The sequence below is a fragment of the Cyclobacterium amurskyense genome, assembly GCF_001050135.1.
GTDB classification, from domain to species: domain Bacteria; phylum Bacteroidota; class Bacteroidia; order Cytophagales; family Cyclobacteriaceae; genus Cyclobacterium; species Cyclobacterium amurskyense.
This window is the reverse complement of the sequence record NZ_CP012040.1, coordinates 434,182-454,979: the sequence shown is the minus strand read 5'-3', so window position 1 is coordinate 454,979 and position 20,798 is coordinate 434,182. Positions and strand designations below refer to the sequence as shown.

Here is a 20,798-nt window from a genome sequence, read left to right as displayed (position 1 = left end):
TTATTTAATCACCTGTACCCAACCTTTGTATTGTTGTTCTTTTTTATCAAAACTTATACCTGTTATCTGGTAGTAATAAGTGCCAGCCAATAATCCTTGTGCATACCAGTTGTTCTGGTAATCGCTGGAGGTATACACAATATCTCCCCAGCGGTTATATAAGGATAATTCAACACGCTCAAACCTGTGTGAAGCCCTAATGACAAAGGTTTCATTTCTTCCATCACCATCCGGTTTGATTACATTTGGAATAAAGAGAGGCAAGATAGTTTTGGTCTCGATGGAGGTATTGTTCTCGGGTTTAACATCTTCTCCATCTGCGCTTACTTCAGCCCTGTTATTGATCCTTCCATCTTTTATGGCAGTGACCAATAAATTGATTTGAAACGTTGCTCCTACGGGGAATTGAGCCACTTCCCATATCAATAATTTACCCTCCTGTGAGAATATTGGCGATGAAAATAGTCCATCCGAACTTAAGCTTGCACTCAGGTATTTCAATTCATCTGGTAAAAAATCCACAATTTTAATATTGTCAGCAGGGTCAGGCCCATTGTTTCCTACGGTTATTTGGTATTCAAAAGTATTGCCATCATTAACAGGGCTGCTGGCAGAGGACTTTTGTATATACATGTCTACCATCTTAGGCCTTACCTGCAATTCTTCACTAGCAATTGTTTGATTGTAATTTTCAACTGCTATGTTTATTTCATTGGTGAAATTCCCGTCTGTGGTGGGCATTATGGATAAAGAAAATAAAGTAATCTCTTCAGGGGCAAGTGCCGGTATTTTCCAGGTATTGTTATTCTCTAGAAGAGGAGTGGATGACAAGATCATCAATTCTTCGGGTAATATTTCGGTCAGAACAATGTTTTCTAAGGCAAAAAGGCTAGTGTTTTTGATAGTGATAGAATAGTTTACTATTTCACCAGGTAGGGCTTGAGTCCTGTCAATTTTCTTTTCGGCTTCAAGGGAAATTCCCAGCACTTCAAAGGTAACCGTAGCTTCACTACAATTTCCGGGTACTTCTTTTTGACAAATACTGTACTGGATTGTATAGGTTTCTGGCAGAATATCTTCTGGTAAAGAAAGACTTCCGTTTTCATCCAGTTGGTAGTCCAGTTGAATACTGTTCCCTCCTGTGTCCCTTATAGACAGAATGCTTATGTTAACTTCCTCGGGCAAAAGCGGTTTGCTTTTTAGGCTGTCATTCAATAGTATGGATGGCAATAGGTAGGTTTGGTAATTTTTAAAAGGACCAAAGACATCATTGGTAGCGATAATGGGGGCCACCTGCACTGTTTTGGTAACTATATTGCTCACAAAACCACCACAGGTATTGTCACTTACGGTTCTTCTATAGCTAGTAGTTTCTAATAGTGGGAGAGGTGAATAATCCTTTTCTTCTGCACCATTTATAACCTCCCAGTCAGATGAATTTGATTTTTTTTCCCAGGTATAAGTAAAATCTCCCGATCCTCCCTGATGTGTGCTGCCAATAATAATTTCAGGGCTTTCCATCTGAAACAAGGTCTGATCACCTGAAATTGTATTGTTTTCTACTTCAGGATAAACAAATACTTTAACGGCTAGTCTTTCGTTAGAAAAGCAGGTGCCATTGTTCTGGGATGCGTAATAGGACATTCCGTTTTGAAGGCTCGTGTTAGCCGGCAGTATTGCTTCTCCTAATGGAGACAAATGCCATTCAATATTGCTGCCTTCTACCCCTAAGTCAGCAAGTGTATACTCACCAGGACTGCAAAATTCCTGAATAGGATTGCCAATTGGTGCATCTGGAACATCTTCTAGGTTAATGGTTACGGTACTGGTTTTTTCTCCGGAACAAATACCCGTAATTGTGTAATCAAAGGTATAGGTGCCAGGTGTTACTTCTGAAGAGGACCATGTGTTCTCAATTAGTCCACCACTTTCACTTGCTTCGCTCCAAGTACCATAATTGTCAAACGGTCCATCCAAAAAGTCAAATAAATTTACAATTTCACCCTTGCAAAGATTCACCTCCTGACCCTCACCTGGTTCTGGGTTTAGACTTGATTCATCAATCCTAAATTCTAGAGTTCTATTCACACATGATTCGGGATTGGTATCGCTGATTCTTACATAATAAGTACCTGCATCGGTAGCCAAGTTAAAGGGTGAAAATTCAAGTCGGGGGCCAGTGCTAAGGATTGTTTCTGGGCTTCCACCTTTGTACCATTCAAATTGAAGAAAATCAAGGTTCTTTATCAAAAGTGCCCCATTCTCCCCTTCACATAGATTTACAGGAGTGATTTTAGGTAGGTTTTCCCCCCTTACCTGTACTGTGGAATTGGTTAAATTTCCACAGGCATCTTCCAATTGTAATTTATATTTACCAGATTCAAGGCCAGTGAATAAGGGGTCCTCGCCATTGTCTACAACAAATTGTAAACCATCTTTTTCTACAATTTTATAAGTAATGGGAGGATAACCACTGGCATTTACAGACATCTCATAACTGTCCCCTGAGCATTTGAAAGTGTTAATGCTACTGAAAGTGCTCTTTTCCTTTATTTCAAATGACTTCAAAGTTTCGATACAATAGGTGGTCTGGGGTCGGTTTAGTATCATGTCCTTTCCATTTTTCCATACCCGGTAGGATTTGAGTAATCTTAGTTTTCCAGAATAGTTTAGATTAATATTTGAAGCTCCATTTGTCAATAGTACTGCATTTTCATTGCTAAGTTCATCCGAGGGATTGTAAACCTTTCCCGTTCCAGGGTGTGTCCATTCACCTGAGATAGGATCTAGTTTTTGTATTCCAAATATTGCAGCTTGATTACTGTTTAGGTTGTCATTGTGCTTCAGGAAAAGATTGAAAGCACCACAATTTTCGACTACGTCAATTTGGTTTTCAGTTACTGCTACGCCTTCTATAGTAACTTTTGTAAGGTGGGTAGTACCACAACTTGTATAAGAGGTGAATTCATAATCTCCTGCAGGAAGTCCTCCCATAAAGAACCTTCTCGGGTCTATGCTAACACTAATGTTTTGACTAACGTCGGCCGGAACCGGTTCCGTGTAGGAGTTAGGAGCTTTAGTCAATTCCACCTTAGTAAATTCAAAGTCAAAACTGTTCAATTGAACAGAACCTAAGTCTACTCCACAGCCCTTGTAAACAGTTGCACCGGGACCACTTAATTTTTCAAGCAACTCTTTCTCAATACTTGCTGAATTTCCACAGGCGTCTACCAAGGTAAATGCATAGTTTCCTGCAGGGATGGGTAGTTCAGTGGATCCGAAAAAAACATTCTCTTCATCAAATGGTCCTGGATATTGTGAATTAAAAGATACAGGATCAAAACCGGCAGGGAAGTCTGTGAAATTAATAGTAAATGGTGCGGTGAAATTAGAAGGTTTTACTGAAAGTCTTCTTCTTCCACAAAGTCCTGCACCCCATAGCAGGTCATTGGAAATGCTTAACTTACGGTTGATTGTGTTCCCTTCTAAAGCTGTAGTTTGACCACAGTTGTCGGTGATTTTTATATCATAAGTATAGGCTTGGTCATGGAAGAATGGTAGGTCAGCAAAAAAAATGTTTTCTGAAGAAGAACCGGTTGCTATTACAATATTGACTTCTTCTGTATCTCCTCCAGGAGTATAGATAAGGTATTTTACTTGGAGTGGATAGGAAATATCCGAACCGATTGAATTCAATTGGTGACCAACACTAATCACTCCACAGCTTTTTAATTCATTTTCAAACTGCTGGAATTCACTATCAATCAAAAACTCAGCTTTTTGAATTTCAAAGGATTGGGAAAGCCTGTCTCCACAATTGTCTGTGACAATAATCGTATAGGTCCCTGCAGAAAGATCTTCAAATACAGGGCTTTCTTGAGCAGCTCTTGGGGTAGGACCTTGTAATTGGTAGGTTGCGGGATTTCCCTGATGTACATCCACTTCTATCCTACCAAGATCACTGTTGCAAAGATTGTTGGAAATTACTGTAAATGACAAAGGTTCAAATGCTGTAAGCAAAGTAATCTCGGAAGAAATTTCCTTTGGGTTACCTTCAGATGTGTAATTTGCTGTAATACTATAGGTACCTGCTTCTAATTCCTCAAAAATCCCATTTTGATTTGTGGATAGCAGGTCTCCCCCAGGGAGCAAATATAAGTTGTAGGCTAAATTCCCCGAATTGTCCACGTTTACAAGCAATGCCGTTATGCTCCCATTTCCTGAACAGGAGGGGTTTTGCTTTTCAAGTTCCAATGTAGTGCTGGATTGTGCCCATAAACTGGACGAAAAACTAATGCCTATTAGTAAACTGAATAGGAGGATCACAAACTTTAAATGTGAAATGTCTAATTTTTGGACTTTCATTAACACTTTTTTTAGCCGATGAACCAACAATATTCATTCAGGATTGTTGTATTTCCTTTTTGAAATAAACTTGAAATAGTCACTAACTGTTTTGTTAAAAGATGGAAACTATTCAACCTCAGTAGTATTGGTTTTTTATTCTGCCTAACTGTTGATTTGCTAACTCAAAATAGGGTATATAACTAAATAATTCTGTGGAAGTATTTTCTCCTTTATAGTATTGGGAGATAATTGCACAAAACCGAATTAGTATTTAAGATATTTACGAAAAATGAAATGGGACCGGATCACTCCAGTAAAGATTTAATTAGTAAATCCCCATTTCACTTTGTGAAATTTGAATATGGCAATTATTGAATTGAAACCTGTTATAACTACAATACAATTTTAAGGCCAATTTAAAAAAAAAATGGGGTGTCAAGCATAAAAAATAGTGTGCTTTATTGATAAATTTTGTACTTAATTTGGTGTTATGTAGGGTTTAATCGACGATGTCACTAGTTAAATAACCTGAAATATTTGTTTGGTCTAATGAATGAACAATTGCTTTTAGAAGAAATAGAACAAATTTGTCCTTAATCTTTGATTCTAGGAAGGTAGGTCCATAAATCGTTTGAGATCTAAGTAATACAGTCATTATTTTACCAAGTGTTACGGTATCTAAACCTCTCAATAAGGATGGATCCTGGTAATACCTTTCTGCTTCAGTTTTCCAAGAAAGCCAATCGAATAATGGTACCAATCTTAATTTCAATACGGCGTCTAAAATTTTAACATGAATTCCATTTAATCCAATTGTATTAAGAGTGGTGTCACTTAAATCATGGATTCCAAGAAATTTTTCTGTTTTATAAAACCTCAGTTCCATTTCTTGGATAAGGTTTATTAACGGCAATAATTTTCTTCCATCAAGGCTGTTACAATGATCAGAAAAATTTCCGATAGGGATAAAAAGCGGGGTTTGGTCTTTTAACATTATTTAAGCTGTTTTGATTGATAAAAGTTAAATTAAGTTGTAATTGTTTGATAATGTTTAATTTGAATGTGTAAGTAACGACATTTTTTTGATCAATAAAATACCCTGATCAGGGTATTTTTGTATGCTAAATGCAACATTTTGACCTTAAAGGTCGAAGTTTTGAGCATGTATAATTAACAAAATCAAATAAAATGACTTTTAATAATCTACGTATTATTTTGGTGATTTAGACCTACTTGCTTAAAAAAAATCTCTATTTTTGTTGATTCAAAACAAAAATGACATGTTTGATAATCTCAGTTTTAAATTAGACAGAGCCTTTAAAACCTTAAAAGGTACGGGGAAGATTACAGAAATAAATGTAGCTACCACGGTAAAAGAAATTAGGAGAGCACTGATCGACGCTGACGTGAATTATAAGGTGGCCAAAGAGGTTACCGACAAAATAAAGGAGGAAGCATTAGGAAGAGATGTGTTGATTTCCGTTTCCCCAGGACAGTTATTAGTCAAAATCACGCAGGAAGAATTGACCCAGTTAATGGGAGGTGCAAAGGAGGAGATTAACTTAAAAGGAGATCCTTCAGTTATTTTGATTTCTGGACTTCAGGGTTCTGGTAAAACCACTTTTTCAGGAAAGTTAGGTACCTACTTGAAAAAACAAGGTCGTCAGGTTTTATTAGTAGCCTGTGATATTTATCGCCCTGCTGCCATTGAACAGCTTAAAACGCTCGGTGAACAAATCGGAATAGAGGTATACGCAGAACCTGGAAACCAAAATGCCTTAGAAATTGCGACCAATGCCATAGAATACGCAAAGAAAAATGGTAAAAAGACTGTGATCGTGGATACTGCGGGTCGTTTGGCAGTGGATGAGGTGATGATGAACGAAATTTCAGCTTTAAAAGAAAGCCTGAAACCTTCAGAAACCCTGTTTGTTGTCGATTCAATGACTGGTCAGGATGCTGTCAATACGGCCAAAACTTTCGATGAAAGATTGGACTTTGATGGCGTAGTGCTGACCAAACTCGATGGTGATAGTAGGGGTGGTGCAGCCATTTCCATTCGTCACGTTGTTAATAAACCCATCAAGTTTATTTCAACGGGTGAAAAGATGGAAAATCTTGACCTGTTTTACCCTGATCGTATGGCCCAAAGGATTTTGGGTATGGGTGATGTGGTTTCATTGGTGGAAAAAGCCCAGCAATCATTTGATGAGGATGAGGCAAAAAGGCTGAATGCCAAAATAAGGAAAAACCAGTTTGATTTTGATGACTTCCTTTCCCAGCTTGACCAAATAAAGAAGATGGGGAATATTAAAGACCTTTTGGGAATGATACCTGGAATGGGAAAAGCCATCAAAGGTTTAGACATTGACGATGAATCCTTTATTCCTATCGAGGCAATTATTAGAAGTATGACTCCTCAGGAAAGAGGAAATCCGTCTCTTATAGATGGCAGTCGTAGAAAAAGAATTGCAAATGGTAGTGGAAGAACCATTCAGGAAGTGAATAACCTCATGAAGCAGTTTTCGGATATGAGAAAAATGATGAAGCAGATGAATAAGATGGGTGGAGCCCAAAAAGCATTGGGTGCACTTGGAGGAAATATGAGGAGACGATAAAAAAAACAGAAATAGAAATAAAAAATGGCTGCAAAATGAATTATTTCGCAGCCTTTTTTTTTTTTTTATTTTAGGTTCAAACTGAAAATCTTCAGCTATTAGAAAAAAAATAAGCAATGCCTAAGGCACTGCTTATTTTCAATCGTATAATTATGTAGGATTAAGATTTACTTCTTATAAGTCACAGACTTCACAGCATCAATTGTCCTTTTTACATTAGGTAATGTAACTTCTATGTAAGCAGGTGAATAACTCAAAGGAATATCCATAGAGTTGACCCTTATCACAGGAGCATCAAGGTAATCGAAAGCTTGTTTTTGAATGTTATAGGCGATATCCGAAGATAATCCAGCAACAGGATTGGCTTCTTCAACGATTACACATCTATTGGTTTTCTTAACTGAAGCGATGACAGTTGGGTAATCTATTGGTTTTACCGTTCTTAGATCAATAACCTCAGCATGGATGTTGTCCTTGGCCAATTCATCGGCAGCTTCATAGGCTACTTTCATCATTTTACCAAAAGAAACAATAGTAACATCATCTCCTTTTCTTTTGATCTCTGCAACGCCTATAGGTAAAAGGTATTCACCCTCAGGGACCTCGCCTTTATCGCTATACATTACTTCGGACTCCATGAAAATAACAGGGTTGTTATCTCTTATTGATGCCTTAAGTAGTCCTTTGGCATCATATGGATTGGAAGGAACCACTACCTTTAAACCAGGAGTGTTGGCAAACCAGTTTTCAAAATTTGAAGAGTGGGTGGCACCTAGTTGACCTGCATTTCCTGTTGGTCCTCGAAAAACGATGGGAACGCTGTATTGGCCTCCAGACATGGCTAGCATTTTAGCTGCTGAATTGACCAATTGATCCATTGCTACCAATGAGAAATTAAATGTCATAAACTCTATTATGGGCCTCAGACCATTCATTGCAGCTCCTACGCCAAGACCTGAAAATCCAAGTTCCGAAATAGGAGTGTCAAATACTCTCTCAGGTCCAAACTCATCTAACATTCCTTGGCTAGCCTTGTATGCACCGTTGTATTCAGCAACTTCTTCTCCCATAAGAAACACATTTTTATCGCGTCTCATTTCTTCGGACATAGCATCCCGAATGGCATCTCTGAATTGTATTTCTTTCATTTATATACAAAATTTTCTATCCTCGTAAAAATAGAAAGGAATCTTTCAATTACCAAGTTTGCTTACTTTTTAAGGTCGTTTTCTTGTGATTTTAAATTTGGAACCGCAGTCTTTAGTGATAAAAGGAAATCCAGCAGATTTTAAAATGGAACTGGGATAACATTGCTTTTTGCACTTGAAGTTGCTTGGCTTTACCATTTGAGGATTTGGGATGATTTTTTGATTTTATTGTGAAATGAATTCACTATCAGCTAGTTTCTAGTGGTGGATAGCATGTTGAGAAGGTGTTTGCCTTTCGTTTTCAAACTTTGTGGTTTTTTTGAAATATTTTCACTCTTACTATAAAAAACGCCTAATTCATGTTTTGTCTAGTCCTTTGGTAGGCTGTTCTTGTTTTTCAAGCGCTTTTAGATTTGTTTTGTTGTTGAAACAAAAAAATCAATGGTGAAAATAGCCCTCATTAGCGATACGCACAGTAGCTTACCTGAAAATGCAATCAAAAGATTAGAGGAGGTAGACGAAATTTGGCATGCTGGAGATGTAGGAGATCCGGCCGTATTGGACTTGTTGCCTAAAAAACCTTTGCTTCGAGTAGTGTATGGAAACATTGATGATGCCAATTTGCAAAGGGAAATTCCGGAAGAGCTAGTGTTTGAATGCGGAGGAGTAAAAGTCTTTATGATCCATATTGGAGGGACTCCACCAAGATATGCAAAAGGGGTAAAAGCCAAAATTAAACTTCACAAACCTGAACTATTTGTTTGTGGTCATTCACACATTTGCAAAGTGATACATGACAAGGGTTTGAATGTTTTGTATATGAATCCTGGTGCAATTGGGAATCATGGCTTTCATCAAATAAAAACCATGCTGACTTTTGAACTGGACAATACCATCAAAAATCTAAAAGTTATTGAACTGGGAAAAAGGGGAAGGATATAAAAAAAAAACCCGAACAGTATCGGGCTCTTTTATGTTTTATTTGCTTGAAGTAAATTCTTTTTTAATCTCTTCTACATCTACATTTTTAAGAACAGGTTGAGCACTCAATAACTTGATTTTTTGTACCCTGGCATTCTGTGCCTGTCTTTTTCTTCTTAATTTCCTTTTTAAAGTAGTAACAGCCATTGTATTATTTATTTTTTGTTCGCGCTTGAAATGAAGGGCAAAGGTAAGTAAAATATTAAATAAACACAGAAAATAATTAAAGAAGTTGAATTTTGCTTCTAATTAGCAATGGGAATATCCGCCATATACTTTTTAATTTTTTAACTTTGGCCAAAATTCCAGAGAATGAGCAAACAAAAACCAGGTATACCTAAAGGGATGCGAGATTTTGGCCCAAAAGAAATGTCCCGCAGAAATTATATTTTCAATACCATTCAGGATACATTTAAATTATATGGCTACCAACAGCTAGAAACGCCTACCATGGAGAATCTCAGTACTTTGACTGGGAAATATGGGGATGAAGGGGATCAACTCTTGTTTAAAGTCCTAAATAGTGGCGCCTTTTTAAAGAAAGTAGATTCAGATACTTTTAATGCTGGTGAAAACAAGGTGTTACCAAAGATTTCAGAAAAAGGCCTGCGCTATGACCTTACTGTGCCTTTCGCTAGGTATGTGGTAATGAACCAAAATGAAATCACCTATCCATTTAAACGTTTCCAAATGCAGCCTGTGTGGAGAGCTGATCGACCACAAAAGGGTAGGTATAGAGAGTTTTATCAATGTGATGCAGATATAGTGGGTACAGACAGCCTTATCTGTGAAACGGAAATACTTTGCATGATCAAAAGGGTTTTTTCTGATTTTAACCTAAAGGATTATGACATTAAGATTAACAATAGGAAAATTCTTACTGGGATTGCAGAAGTAATTGGCGCTTCAGGAAAAGAATCCGATTTATGCGTTGCCATCGATAAACTGGATAAAATTGGCTGGGAAAAGGTTAAAATAGAATTGCAAGAAAGGGGTTTTTCTGAAGAGGCAATTGAAGTCTTATCACCTATTATAGCTCAAAAAGAGAACAACAATGCAGACTGGCTCTTGTTATTAAAGAATTACCTGGTGGAAAGCGAGGTGGGCTTAAAAGGAATAGCTGAGCTTGAAGAAGTCTTCGATTACTTAGGGAAAATGGGGGAAAATCAAAACCACGTGGTGTTTGATCCTGTTTTAGCTAGAGGCTTGTCTTATTATACAGGGGCTATATTTGAAGTGAAAGTAAATGGGGTAGGTATTGGTTCTGTAAGTGGAGGTGGAAGATATGATGACCTTACTGGTGTGTTTGGCCTCCCAGGTGTATCTGGGGTTGGTTTCTCCTTTGGAGTAGACAGGCTTTATGATGTGCTGGACGAATTAAATATGTTTCCGGATGATGAAGTGGAGCGAACAAAAATAATGCTTGCCTATTTTGGTGAAGAGGAAAGGGATGCTTGTTTGGGCATAGTTGCCTCCTTAAGAAAAGCCGGAATAGCGGCTGAAATCTTTCCTGATTTGGCTAAAATAAAAAAACAATTCAACTATGCAGGCAAAAAGGGAATTCCTTTTGTAGGCGTAGTAGGGTCCGATGAATTGGAAAACAATACCATTAGTCTGAAGGATATGGCAAGTGGGGAACAGCAAAGTATAACTTTAGAAGAGGTGATCGAAAAGATAAAATGATCTTTTGGTTAGAATTGCCGTTTAAATAGGTCTATAAGTAGTGCTATTTCTCAAATGGCACTCGAAATTTAAATAAATGAAAATATAAAATAGCGACGGATATGTTTGACATGATGAATATAATGAATAAGGTGAAGGAGGCTCAGGCAAAAATAAAAGCCACCCAAGCCGAATTGGTACACTTACGCGCAGAAGGAGAAGTAGGGGCAGGAATGGTCAAAGTAGTGGTGAATGGAGAACGTAGGGTATTGGACATTGAAATTGATCCTAGTCTAGTCAATGAGAAAGACAAGGACATGATGAAAGACCTTATTGTAGGAGCGACCAATAAAGCCCTTGAAAACATAGATGTGAAAATCAAAGAAAAAATGGGCAGTGCTACTGCCGGAATGATGCCGAATATTCCGGGCATGGATTTTGGAAATATGGTTTAATGAAAGAGGCTGCTATTGTTATTTTAAATTACAATGGGGAAACCATGCTTCGGCAGTACCTGCCTCAAGTGATCGGCAATAGCGTTTTTGAGATTGTAGTAGTGGACAATGGGAGCAAGGACGGCTCCATAGCTTTTCTTCAAAAGGATTTCCCCAATGTTAGCTTGATTTTGCTTAAAGAAAACCATGGCTACAGTAAAGGATATAACCTTGGTCTGGAGGAATTGAAAGGAAAATTTTCCTATTACCTATTACTTAATTCCGATGTGGAAGTCACTCCCGGATGGGACAGGGCTATGGTGGATTGTCTGTCTGAAAAACCTGCTGTGGCTGCCTGCCAACCAAAGGTGCTTTCGCTCTCACATAAAGGTTATTTCGACTATGCTGGTGCAGCAGGTGGTTTTCTAGACCAACTGGGTTATCCCTATTGCCGAGGAAGAGTGTTGCATTTATTGGAAGAGGACCAAGGGCAGTACAATGATTCAATTGAACTGGATTGGGCTTCAGGAGCTTGCTTTTGTGTCAAGGCTCCTCTTTTTCATCAATTAGGAGGGTTCAATCCTTATTTTTTTTCTCATATGGAGGAAATTGATTTGTGCTGGAGAATGAGAAATGAAGGTTATAAGATCCATTATTGCGGACAATCTGCCGTTTACCACTTGGGAGGAGGTACGCTTTCACAGACAAATCCCTTTAAAACTTATCTAAATTTCAGAAATAGTCTTTATATGCTCAATAGCAATTTGAAATTTGATAGTTTTATAAAAGTATTCCTGTTGAGGATGGTAATGGACTTTGGGGCCATGCTGCATTTGCTATTTACCAAAGGTGGGAAACATAGCAAGGCTGTCTTCAAAGCCTACTGGGATTTCTTAACCAATAGGCAAGCGGTAAATTATCAGGAGTTTAAAAAAGTAAAACAACTTAAGCCTGCCCAACCTAAAGCTGTTTATTCTATAATATTAGCCTATTATTTAAAAGGAAAGAAAAAATACTCCCAGCTTAGTTAATCAAACAATGCTGGGTTATTCATTCTTCTTAAGTAGGTTCTTATTTTCATTAGCATCCCTAGACTCACATATACTATAATGGGTGAGCCTAACGTAATAAAAGAACTGTAGATAAAAAACAAACGAATGCTATCAATAGGGAAATGAAGTTTTTCTCCTAATTTTGAGCAAACACCGAAGGCTCTTTCTTGGAAGAATAATTTTATATTTTCCATTGTAATGACCATTTTAATGTTCTAAGAATTAAACATACAACAACTTATTGATAATAAATTGGTTAACCTATGAATATGGTGAAAAATATTATTGCTTTTTTTGTTTTAAGTACTACAGCTACATGCTTCTCTTGTAACGTAGTCCAAGTTAAAAAAAAAGCAGATAACCAAAAAATTTATTTGGAACCAAATGCCCTCGAACGTCTTGGGGATTCAGTAAGGTTCGATTTAACTGTAGCCTTACCCAATGCATCTCTATTGAAGAACGAGACCTATGTTTTAACGCCCTATTTTAAATATGGTAATGAAACGTATTTGTTTGAGAAAAAGTTGAAGGTGAAAGGAGATACTTTAGATGTTTATTCAGGAGTTAAACTGAAAGGCCACTTTAGTATGCCATTTAAAGAAGGCATGGAAAAAGGTTCTTTACTGGCGAAAGGTGCAATATTGAATAATCAGGCTGCAGTTCAGGAGGAAACAGAAGAAATAGTAGTGTCTACAGGAATTATTACTACAGCTGCCCTTTCTCAAATAGGTCAATACAGAAACCAAGAAGAATATCCTGTTTTAGGTTTATGGGCTTCTCCCAATGAGGTGGAAACTTTTGGGATGTTGTCGGAAAATAGCTACGTCGATTTATCAAAAATATTCACTGCTTACAGTGGTGTTCCTTTTACCGATAAGGCTCCATTTCTTCAGGCCATAGAAGGGCCGGGTGACTGGACTTTCAAAAAGAATAAAATGAAAGCTTTTGCTCATTACGCTCAAGTGGAACGGGATGTTTTGAAGCGATTTGAGAATGAAAATAAACCATCGCAACAAGGTTCTGAAAATATTTCAGACCTTCAGCTATCCATCTTGTCAAGAAGTATTCGTAAAGGTGAGGTGTCAGCAGATACACTTTCGGAGAAAGACTATATAAGAGCCTTGGAGATGGAGCCCGGATGGGCTGAGAAGGAAGAGCTTTTGAGGGCAATGGTAGAAGTCTACCCAAGCGCTTATTCTTATAATAATCTAGGAGTAGTTTTTGCCAATAGGGCCAATAGAACCTTGAATAAAAAAGAAAAGAACCAGCTACTTGAGAATGCGCTTTTCGCCTTCAATAGATCAAATGGGATTTTTGAAAACCCATTTGCAGCACATAATCTTGGAATAGTTTTTTGGTTGTGGGAAGATAAATTTAGTGCCTATGCCAGCTTTTATAGAGCAAATGCCCTAACCAAGTCAGACAAACTTACCAAGATCCACCAAGCTGCCTTGGGTGCTGTATCGATTTTCAATGGTGATTACCGATTGGCTGTCATGCATTTAAATTACGCGGAGAACAATCCCGTAAATCTCTTTAATCAGGGTTTGGCCAATGTTTTATCCGGAGATTATTACAATGCAACCCTCCAATTTGAAAACAGTGCCATTCAAAATATGGGGAATGGATTTCCCTTCTATGGATTGGCTTTGATAGCTGCAAGAAATGGAGAGGAAACAAAGCTTTATGAGAATCTCAAAAAAGCCATTGTGCGGAATGAATATTTAAGGAAAAGAGCTGCCAATGATTTTGAATTTGCGGCCTACCATGAGAAAGAAAGCTTCAAAGAGATTATTAGACAAAAGATAAACGATTAAAATGAAACAGATTGTGGGTGTTGACATCGGAGGTTCCCATATCAGTGCAGGACTTCTGGATAATCAAAATTTAAGCATTCCTGATGACAATATTTCCAGGTGTCCTGTGGATTCTCTTGCGTCTAAAGAAGTAATACTAAATGCCTGGATGGAGTGTATTTCCTCCTTAAAAATCACCAAAGATGCTTTTTTGGGAATTGCCATGCCAGCTCCTTTTAATTATGAGCAGGGGATTTCTTTGATTTTAGATCAGGGGAAATACCGCTCTCTTTATCAGGTTAACCTAAAGGAAGCGCTTTCAAGACTACTTAATATCCCTGTAGAAAATATAGCCTTTATCAATGATGCTGCGGCCTTTTTGCAAGGGGAGTCTTTTGTCGCCGGTTGGGGAAACGAGGAACGTTTGATGGGGATTACCTTGGGTACGGGTTTAGGTGGTTCCTATAAGTTTGGAGAAATGGCAGAGGATGGAGCTTTTTGGTCACGTCCTTTTAAAGGTGGAATTGCTGAAGATTTGATAAGTACTTCCTTCTTTGTTCATTGGGCTAAAGAAAAACATGCTATTGAAGTTGATGGCTTGAAAACCCTGCTTTCTATGCCTGACATGAGACCAGCAACGATAACCGTTCTCAAAGAATTCGGTCAAAATCTGGCCGAACTAATGCTTATGCAAATGGAAGGAAAGGCCATTGATAAAGTAGTCATCGGTGGGAATATGGTTAAAGCGGGTGATCTGTTTTTGCCTGAGGTAAAAAGGGTTCTGAATGCTAGAAATGCCAACCCGGAAATTTTCATAAGCAAATTAGGAGAAAAAGCGGCAATGATAGGGGCTGCAAGCTTGTTTGAAAGAAAGCAATAAAAATTTATTATCTTTTGAGAGTTTTTTAGAAAGCAGTAAGTATTAATACTTCGTTTAATAATAGAATAGAATGAAAATAGAGAAAGAATTATCCAAAACAGCTATTTTTAAGACGGTTGATGAATGGTTGGCCGCCAGTGGGTTCCAAATAGTAAACAAGGATGAAAGCCGACCCTGGGGAGGTTTTTTTGTCATTAATGAGGAGCAAATAAATGAATTTCGGGAAAAGTTCTTTCCTGAGGTTAATCTGTCTCCAGAGCAGTTGAAAAATAAATTGAGTCCTAAAATATTATTGGTGGGTCCAGACAAGAGATTGTCATGGCAATACCACCACAGAAGAGCCGAAATCTGGAAATTGGTAGCGGGTGAAGGTGGACTAATTACCAGCGAGGATGATACCGAAGGCGAATTGAAAGCCATGAAAATAGGTGAAGTTCAACGTTTGAAACAAGGTGAGCGACATCGTCTAGTTGGAATGGGGAATTGGGGGGTTGTTGCGGAAATATGGATGCACACTGACCCAACCAATCCTTCCGACGAGGAGGATATTGTTCGGGTTCAGGACGACTTCTCAAGGAAATAGCTAAAGAAAATGATCAATAATGCATAAAACAATCACTGAAACCATGTCTTAGCTATTGTTAGGGCATTTTATACCTACCGAAAGATGTAAATAGGCTGGGATTATCCGATGTGATAGTCCCAGCCTTTTTATTTAGTTGCCCTATCTTCATTAGGCTATCTTGATACTTGGCGGATTATTGCACCTGATTTTTTGAGATTTGAAGGGAATGGAATTGTTAAGTCATTAATTTATGCTATAATTATTGTTCAAATTACCGGTTGGTCAGGCAAAAGCGGCCCTGGCCTGAAAATTTGCACCTTACCAAATGGCAAAAACATGAAAAAATTCAAGAGAATTGTATTGCTATTGGGCATGCTCTTTTTGTTTCAATCTGCATATACTCAGGAAATAGTTAAGGTAGATTTGCCGGTAAGAGGTTTTGCCATTGCAGCTCCTCAAAAGTCGGATGTTGATCGATTTGTCAGCTTTATGGATGAAGTATTGGCTCCAAGAGGTGTAAATGTGCTGATTCTGAGGGTGGATTATAATTATGAATTTAAAAGCCATCCCGAGCTCCGAAATAAAGTGACATTGTCCGAAGGGGATGTCAAGAAAATAGTGGCTGTTGCAAGGAAGCATGGGATGAAATTGGTTCCGCAGATCAATCTTCTCGGACATCAATCCTGGGCAGGGTCACTTGGGAATTTACTTAAGGTTTATCCTGAATTTGACGAGACACCGCAGGTGCAAATTCCAGTTGATTACAAATGGCCAAATGAAGATGGCTTGTATTGTAAAAGTTACTGCCCTTTACATCCTGATGTGCATGAGGTGGTTTTTGACTTAATGGATGAGATTGTGGAAGTGTTTGAGACAGATGCTTTTCATGCAGGCATGGATGAGGTGTTTTATATTGCTGATGATAAATGCCCCAGGTGTAGTGGTAGAGATGCTGCAGAGCTTTTTGCTGGTGAAGTCAGCAAGATTAGAAATCACCTACAGGTGCAAGGGAAAAAGCTTTGGATGTGGGGAGATAGGTTGATCGATGGTAAAACCACCGGCATAGGCATGTGGGAAGCAAGCATGAACAACACTTACCGAGCCATTGACATGATCCCTAAAGATGTGGTGATATGTGATTGGCATTATGAAAGGCCGGATCAAACGCCGGTAATGTTTGCGATGAAGGGTTTTGATGTGATAAGTTGTGCCTGGAAGACCCCTCAGGTGGGCGTGCAGCAAGTCAAAGACATGTTTAGGTGGAGAGAATTCCAAACGGAAGCTATGAAAGACCGATTTCAGGGCGTTATATTGACCGTATGGTCAGGTGCTGCTGGGTTTATCGACGGACTGGAAAATTACATGGCTGCTGAAGATAAGTCCAAGCAGGAACAATCTCAACCTTGGGTGACTTTTGTCCAGATGTTTGACACGATAGATAAGATTTCAACAAAGTAAGAATATGACAATTACATTGGATTACCCTACTCCCTCAACAAGGTACCAATCATTGGATGTACTAAGAGGCTTGACATTGGCATTGATGGTGATCGTCAATACTCCCGGAGATGGAAGTACTAGTTTTGGCCCTCTGACTCATGCTTCATGGCATGGTTTAACTCTTACGGATTTGGTGTTCCCCTCCTTTTTATTTGTAGTGGGCAATGCCATGAGCTTCAGTCTAGGTAAGTTTAAACAAAAGGGCGGAAAGGATTATTTTGGCAAGGTGTTTAAAAGAACGGCCTTGATTTTTATTATTGGTTTGTTGCTTACGGCCTTTCCTTTCTTTAGAATCAATGATAGTGGTATGGTACCTTATGACTTTACTAGCATTAGAATTTTAGGTGTTTTGCAAAGAATAGCTTTATGTTATGGCCTTGCGGCAACCATGATCTATTTCCTGAGCGCGAGAAAAATTCTTATTACGAGTGGCGTTGTGTTGGGCTTGTATTGGCTAGTCATGCTTTTTCTTGGGGTTCCGGGCATGGATCCGTTTTCACTGGTAGGCAATGCGAGTGGGCGATTGGATTTATGGCTGTTTTCCCCTGATAACCTCTACACGATGGATGGGGTTGCCTTCGATCCGGAAGGCCTTCTAAGCACTTTTCCTGCCATGGTCAATGTATTATTAGGCTATTGGGTAGGCTTGCAAATCCAAAAAAGAGGAGGAAATATCGAGACGGTGCTTTGGTTGGCCATGTTTGCAGTGCTTTTACTAGTCGCAGGTTACCTATGGGATTATGGGTTTCCGATCAATAAAAAGATCTGGACCAGTTCCTTCGTTCTCGTAACGGTCGGTTATTCCACCCTTACCTTAGCCGTACTGATGTTTGTATTGGAAGTGCGGTCCATCAAAGGCTGGGCTTACTTTTTCGAAGTCTTTGGCAAAAACCCCTTGGCCTTGTACATCCTATCCGGAGTATTGGTAAGAATCCTTGGGATGATTAAAATCGAAGGCCAATCCATTCGTAACCTGGCCTACAAAACCCTATTTGAACCAGTGTTCCCCGAAGGCTGGGCAAGTTTTCTGTTCTCCATCACCTTTATGCTGCTCATATGGTTGATAGGTTGGTGGATGGACAAGAACCGCTGGTATGTGAAGGTATAGGGAAGTAGCTTGGTTGACTCTGTTATATCAATAAATTTGGCTGGAGTAGTTACATGACCATTATAAACATCTGTTTTTGAGAAAGATATTAAGGATTTATCGTAAGTAAGTATAATCCAATGTTGATTTGAATTAGTTATTTGATCATTTGTGAACTGCAAAGCCCAAATATCATGTTGAATAAGGTGTTTTGGTTTTTCGAGCTTTTGATCGTCTAATTGAAACATATATTCCCTTTCAAATCAATACAATCATTCTCTTTAAAGGTAGGTATATGAAAAAAATCAACTCCCGAATTATTAAGTGTTGTTTGTATGTCGGTCATGAGTGATCTTATCCATTCCTTTACATTCTTTCTTTCCGTTTTGATTGAAGGACTGAAAGTTGCTAAGTATTCAAGCAGTGTAGGTGGGACTTTCATCCCTTGATTTTTCAGTCCATAATAATTAGCGATAAATGCATTACTTGAGAATTGTAATTTTTCTCTACCTCAGCCTATTATGTCATATGACCGCTATTAAAAAGACTGAAAGAGGCCTTTATGATTGAAAAAATAACTAATAATATAATATGCTTATGTAAGTCAAAATCAATTGAGCTGTACCCTGTTTTTTTCTAATATGATTTTTTATTCTTGACCCCTCATGGCTTTTATTTATCCATCCAAACACCCAATAGGTAATAAAATTGGTCGAATTGTTCGGTTTTACCTTTGAATCATTTTCCATTTTGGTCGAAATGCCGAGCTAAAAGCTCAAATGAACTGCCAAAAAGGCGGAATTTTCCGGATAAAACATTGAAAACACCACCTCGAAGCTCGAATTTTGAAGCTAATAACTGCAATGGGTACCCTCGAAGGCACCCTTCTCCATTACGGAATACCAAAATTCTCACCCATACCCTTAAAATTCCGGTAATTATGTCATATTTTCGACGTTTAGACCAGATCGATGTCCCTTTTTGGTCGAATTTTCGATATTTTAGGTCGAAAATTTGAGTTCAAAGGTGGGAAATTCGAGTTAAAAGGTCGAATGTTGTCAGTTTTGAGCACCCAGCCCCTTTTTCTTGTCAGAAATTGGAGTTAGGAAGGTATAAGGGTAGGTTCCGAGGTACCCACTTGGGGTGTCTTGCTATTACTTTGGCTGAGCCTGTCGAAGCAATCGGATGTGTTATCGATGCACTGGTCTAAGTTTAGCGAAGCGTAACTTAGACCTAAAATGCTGAAAGTTTTTAACTTTCGTAAATCAGGGTTTATCGCTTAAATAAAAGGATACCACCACCTATTTATGATTGGGCTAAAACCCCAAAGACGAGTGAATTACCGAAATCCCCAAGCTAAAGCTAGGGGCTATTGAAAGGATTTGTTATTATTTCAATTTCTGAATTCCACCCGAACCCATTGTTCAAAAAAACAATTCAATAGGAATGGGCTTCAGCCCATTTATAAGATTGCATCGTAGAACCTGGCTTTAGCCAAAATTTAGAGTTAAGAAGGTTCTTTTAATAATCTACCTTTCCATATAGATAGGGGGTCTAATTGTTGAGGCCTCAGGTTGACTTCTGCTCCGCTCATTCACCCGACTTCGATACCGCTGGCTTCGACAGGCTCAGACACCGGTGGTGAAGAATAATTGAGATAAAAAAGTTTACAGATAAGTGTTCCTACCAAAAAACGTAGCTATTAAAACATTGGCTCTTTACCTTTCCAATGCCTCTCGGTCCCAGTTAGAAGTATTGGCTGCTGCCTCGTAGGTGGTCTGTAAAAAATCCATCAATGTTTTTTCCGGGTCAGAGGAGGATTGTACGTCTTCATATTTTAGGAAAAACTCTCCCATTTCAGGACTGTAAAATGCCTGTTCCGGTAAAACTTTTTGCTTTGCATAGGCTTCATTACCGGGATAGGCATAGGCATAATAAACGGCCATGGGCGAATCTTTGGATCCTGGCCAGAATCCCGCACTACTTACTTCATGCGAATAGGCTTCCTGCATTACGTCGAGTGGCATGTTGGGTACGCCTCCCTGATGTAGGGGTGCCGGCCTTCCAGAAAAACGGGTTATAGCCAAATCAAAGGCACCCCAGAATAGGTGTACAGGACTGGATTTACCTATAAACCCACTTCGAAATTTATTGAATACTCCATTTGATTTAAGCATAGCTTTCCAAAGTAGGTTGGAAGCTATAGGATCGTATGTACTGATGGCAGTATTGCTGGCAAAAGGAATGGCTGGTTCCATTTCGTTTGGACTGCCATGAATTTCAACGTCAATTCCTAACGCCGCTAGCTTTTCAAAAAGTACTTTGTAAAAGTCGGCTACACTCATTGTTTTTAGCTCAATATGTTGCGTTTCAGCATTTGAAGATTTGATGTGCAGTTGATGGTGGATAAAATCTAACTCTATTTCAAAAATACCACCATCAAAACAAATGGCCTGAGTAGAATAACCTACTGGAGAGAGGTATAATGTTGTGTGCCAGGAGTGGTTTTGCCAGGGCATGGTTTTTAAACGGATTTTACCTATTATTTGTAGCCATTGGTGGATGGTCTCAATGGTGTCTTGCATGGCTGCAAAATCAAGGACTGGCCATTCGGTGGTTAGGGATTTTGTCGTCATTGTTCTGGGTTAAAGTGTCATGATAGCTTAAAAAAAAACGCAATATTATTAAGGTCTTCTATCTCTTGGCTTTGGATTTTGTTTAAGCTGTC

Annotated in this window: 16 protein-coding genes; 10 read left to right on the top strand and 6 right to left on the bottom strand. The window is 38.6% G+C overall.

The genetic code is table 11. The annotated features are described in order from the left end of the window. Positions 1-4,365, bottom strand: a complete 4,365-nt coding sequence (locus tag CA2015_RS01775) for a T9SS type B sorting domain-containing protein (RefSeq protein ID WP_048640332.1) — start codon at positions 4,363-4,365, stop codon at positions 1-3. Positions 4,366-4,846: 481 nt separating this feature from the next. Then, complete coding sequence (locus CA2015_RS01770) at positions 4,847-5,341, bottom strand: DUF6508 domain-containing protein (protein ID WP_048640331.1); 495 nt, start codon at positions 5,339-5,341, stop codon at positions 4,847-4,849. A 286-nt stretch (positions 5,342-5,627) separates the two neighbouring features. On the opposite strand from CA2015_RS01770, the gene ffh reads away from it, so the two are divergent. Further along, positions 5,628-6,965: a signal recognition particle protein gene (gene ffh / locus CA2015_RS01765; protein WP_048644304.1), complete on the top strand. Its 1,338-nt coding sequence runs from the start codon at positions 5,628-5,630 to the stop codon at positions 6,963-6,965. 167 nt (positions 6,966-7,132) lie between these two features. On the opposite strand, the gene CA2015_RS01760 is transcribed toward ffh, so the two are convergent. Then, positions 7,133-8,113, bottom strand: coding sequence for a pyruvate dehydrogenase complex E1 component subunit beta (locus CA2015_RS01760; RefSeq protein WP_048640330.1), 981 nt, complete (start codon positions 8,111-8,113; stop codon positions 7,133-7,135). A 441-nt stretch (positions 8,114-8,554) separates the two neighbouring features. On the opposite strand from CA2015_RS01760, the gene CA2015_RS01755 reads away from it, so the two are divergent. After that, complete coding sequence (locus tag CA2015_RS01755) at positions 8,555-9,055, top strand: metallophosphoesterase family protein (protein WP_048640329.1); 501 nt, start codon at positions 8,555-8,557, stop codon at positions 9,053-9,055. A 36-nt stretch (positions 9,056-9,091) separates the two neighbouring features. Here the strand turns inward: CA2015_RS01755 and CA2015_RS24975 are convergent, their stop codons facing one another. Then, positions 9,092-9,241, bottom strand: coding sequence for a hypothetical protein (locus CA2015_RS24975; protein WP_169786455.1), 150 nt, complete (start codon positions 9,239-9,241; stop codon positions 9,092-9,094). A gap of 165 nt (positions 9,242-9,406) precedes the next feature. Between CA2015_RS24975 and hisS the strand changes: the two genes are divergently transcribed. The 3 genes from hisS (at position 9,407) to CA2015_RS01740 (ending at position 12,221) form a co-directional block, all read left to right on the top strand. After that, positions 9,407-10,777, top strand: coding sequence for a histidine--tRNA ligase (hisS, locus tag CA2015_RS01750; protein ID WP_048640328.1), 1,371 nt, complete (start codon positions 9,407-9,409; stop codon positions 10,775-10,777). Positions 10,778-10,878: 101 nt separating this feature from the next. Continuing rightward, positions 10,879-11,211, top strand: a complete 333-nt coding sequence (locus tag CA2015_RS01745; RefSeq protein ID WP_048640327.1) for a YbaB/EbfC family nucleoid-associated protein — start codon at positions 10,879-10,881, stop codon at positions 11,209-11,211. Then, a complete protein-coding gene (locus tag CA2015_RS01740; protein ID WP_048640326.1) occupies positions 11,211-12,221 on the top strand; it encodes a glycosyltransferase family 2 protein in 1,011 nt (336 codons plus the stop codon). Before CA2015_RS01745 ends, CA2015_RS01740 begins: the two co-directional genes overlap by 1 nt. Here the strand turns inward: CA2015_RS01740 and CA2015_RS01735 are convergent. Further along, complete coding sequence (locus CA2015_RS01735) at positions 12,218-12,436, bottom strand: PspC family transcriptional regulator (RefSeq protein WP_048644303.1); 219 nt, start codon at positions 12,434-12,436, stop codon at positions 12,218-12,220. The two genes, CA2015_RS01740 and CA2015_RS01735, sit on opposite strands and share 4 nt — an antisense overlap. Positions 12,437-12,511: 75 nt before the next feature. Between CA2015_RS01735 and CA2015_RS01730 the strand changes: the two genes are divergently transcribed. The 5 genes from CA2015_RS01730 to CA2015_RS01710 all read left to right on the top strand — a co-directional run bounded on the left by CA2015_RS01730 (position 12,512) and on the right by CA2015_RS01710 (position 18,091). Then, positions 12,512-14,059, top strand: coding sequence for a TPR end-of-group domain-containing protein (locus CA2015_RS01730; RefSeq protein WP_157470246.1), 1,548 nt, complete (start codon positions 12,512-12,514; stop codon positions 14,057-14,059). A 1-nt stretch (position 14,060) separates the two neighbouring features. Then, positions 14,061-14,918, top strand: coding sequence for an ROK family protein (locus CA2015_RS01725; RefSeq protein WP_084011594.1), 858 nt, complete (start codon positions 14,061-14,063; stop codon positions 14,916-14,918). A 70-nt stretch (positions 14,919-14,988) separates the two neighbouring features. Then, a complete protein-coding gene (locus CA2015_RS01720; RefSeq protein ID WP_048640324.1) occupies positions 14,989-15,501 on the top strand; it encodes a cupin domain-containing protein in 513 nt (170 codons plus the stop codon). Between the two features lie 318 nt (positions 15,502-15,819). Further along, on the top strand, positions 15,820-16,941 hold the full coding sequence (locus tag CA2015_RS01715; RefSeq protein WP_048644301.1) for a family 20 glycosylhydrolase: 1,122 nt from the start codon (positions 15,820-15,822) through the stop codon (positions 16,939-16,941). A 4-nt stretch (positions 16,942-16,945) separates the two neighbouring features. Next, positions 16,946-18,091: an acyltransferase family protein gene (locus CA2015_RS01710; protein WP_048640323.1), complete on the top strand. Its 1,146-nt coding sequence runs from the start codon at positions 16,946-16,948 to the stop codon at positions 18,089-18,091. A gap of 1,697 nt (positions 18,092-19,788) precedes the next feature. On the opposite strand, the gene CA2015_RS01700 is transcribed toward CA2015_RS01710, so the two are convergent. Beyond that, a complete protein-coding gene (locus CA2015_RS01700; RefSeq protein WP_048640321.1) occupies positions 19,789-20,706 on the bottom strand; it encodes a DUF5996 family protein in 918 nt (305 codons plus the stop codon). Positions 20,707-20,798: the final 92 nt, after the last annotated feature.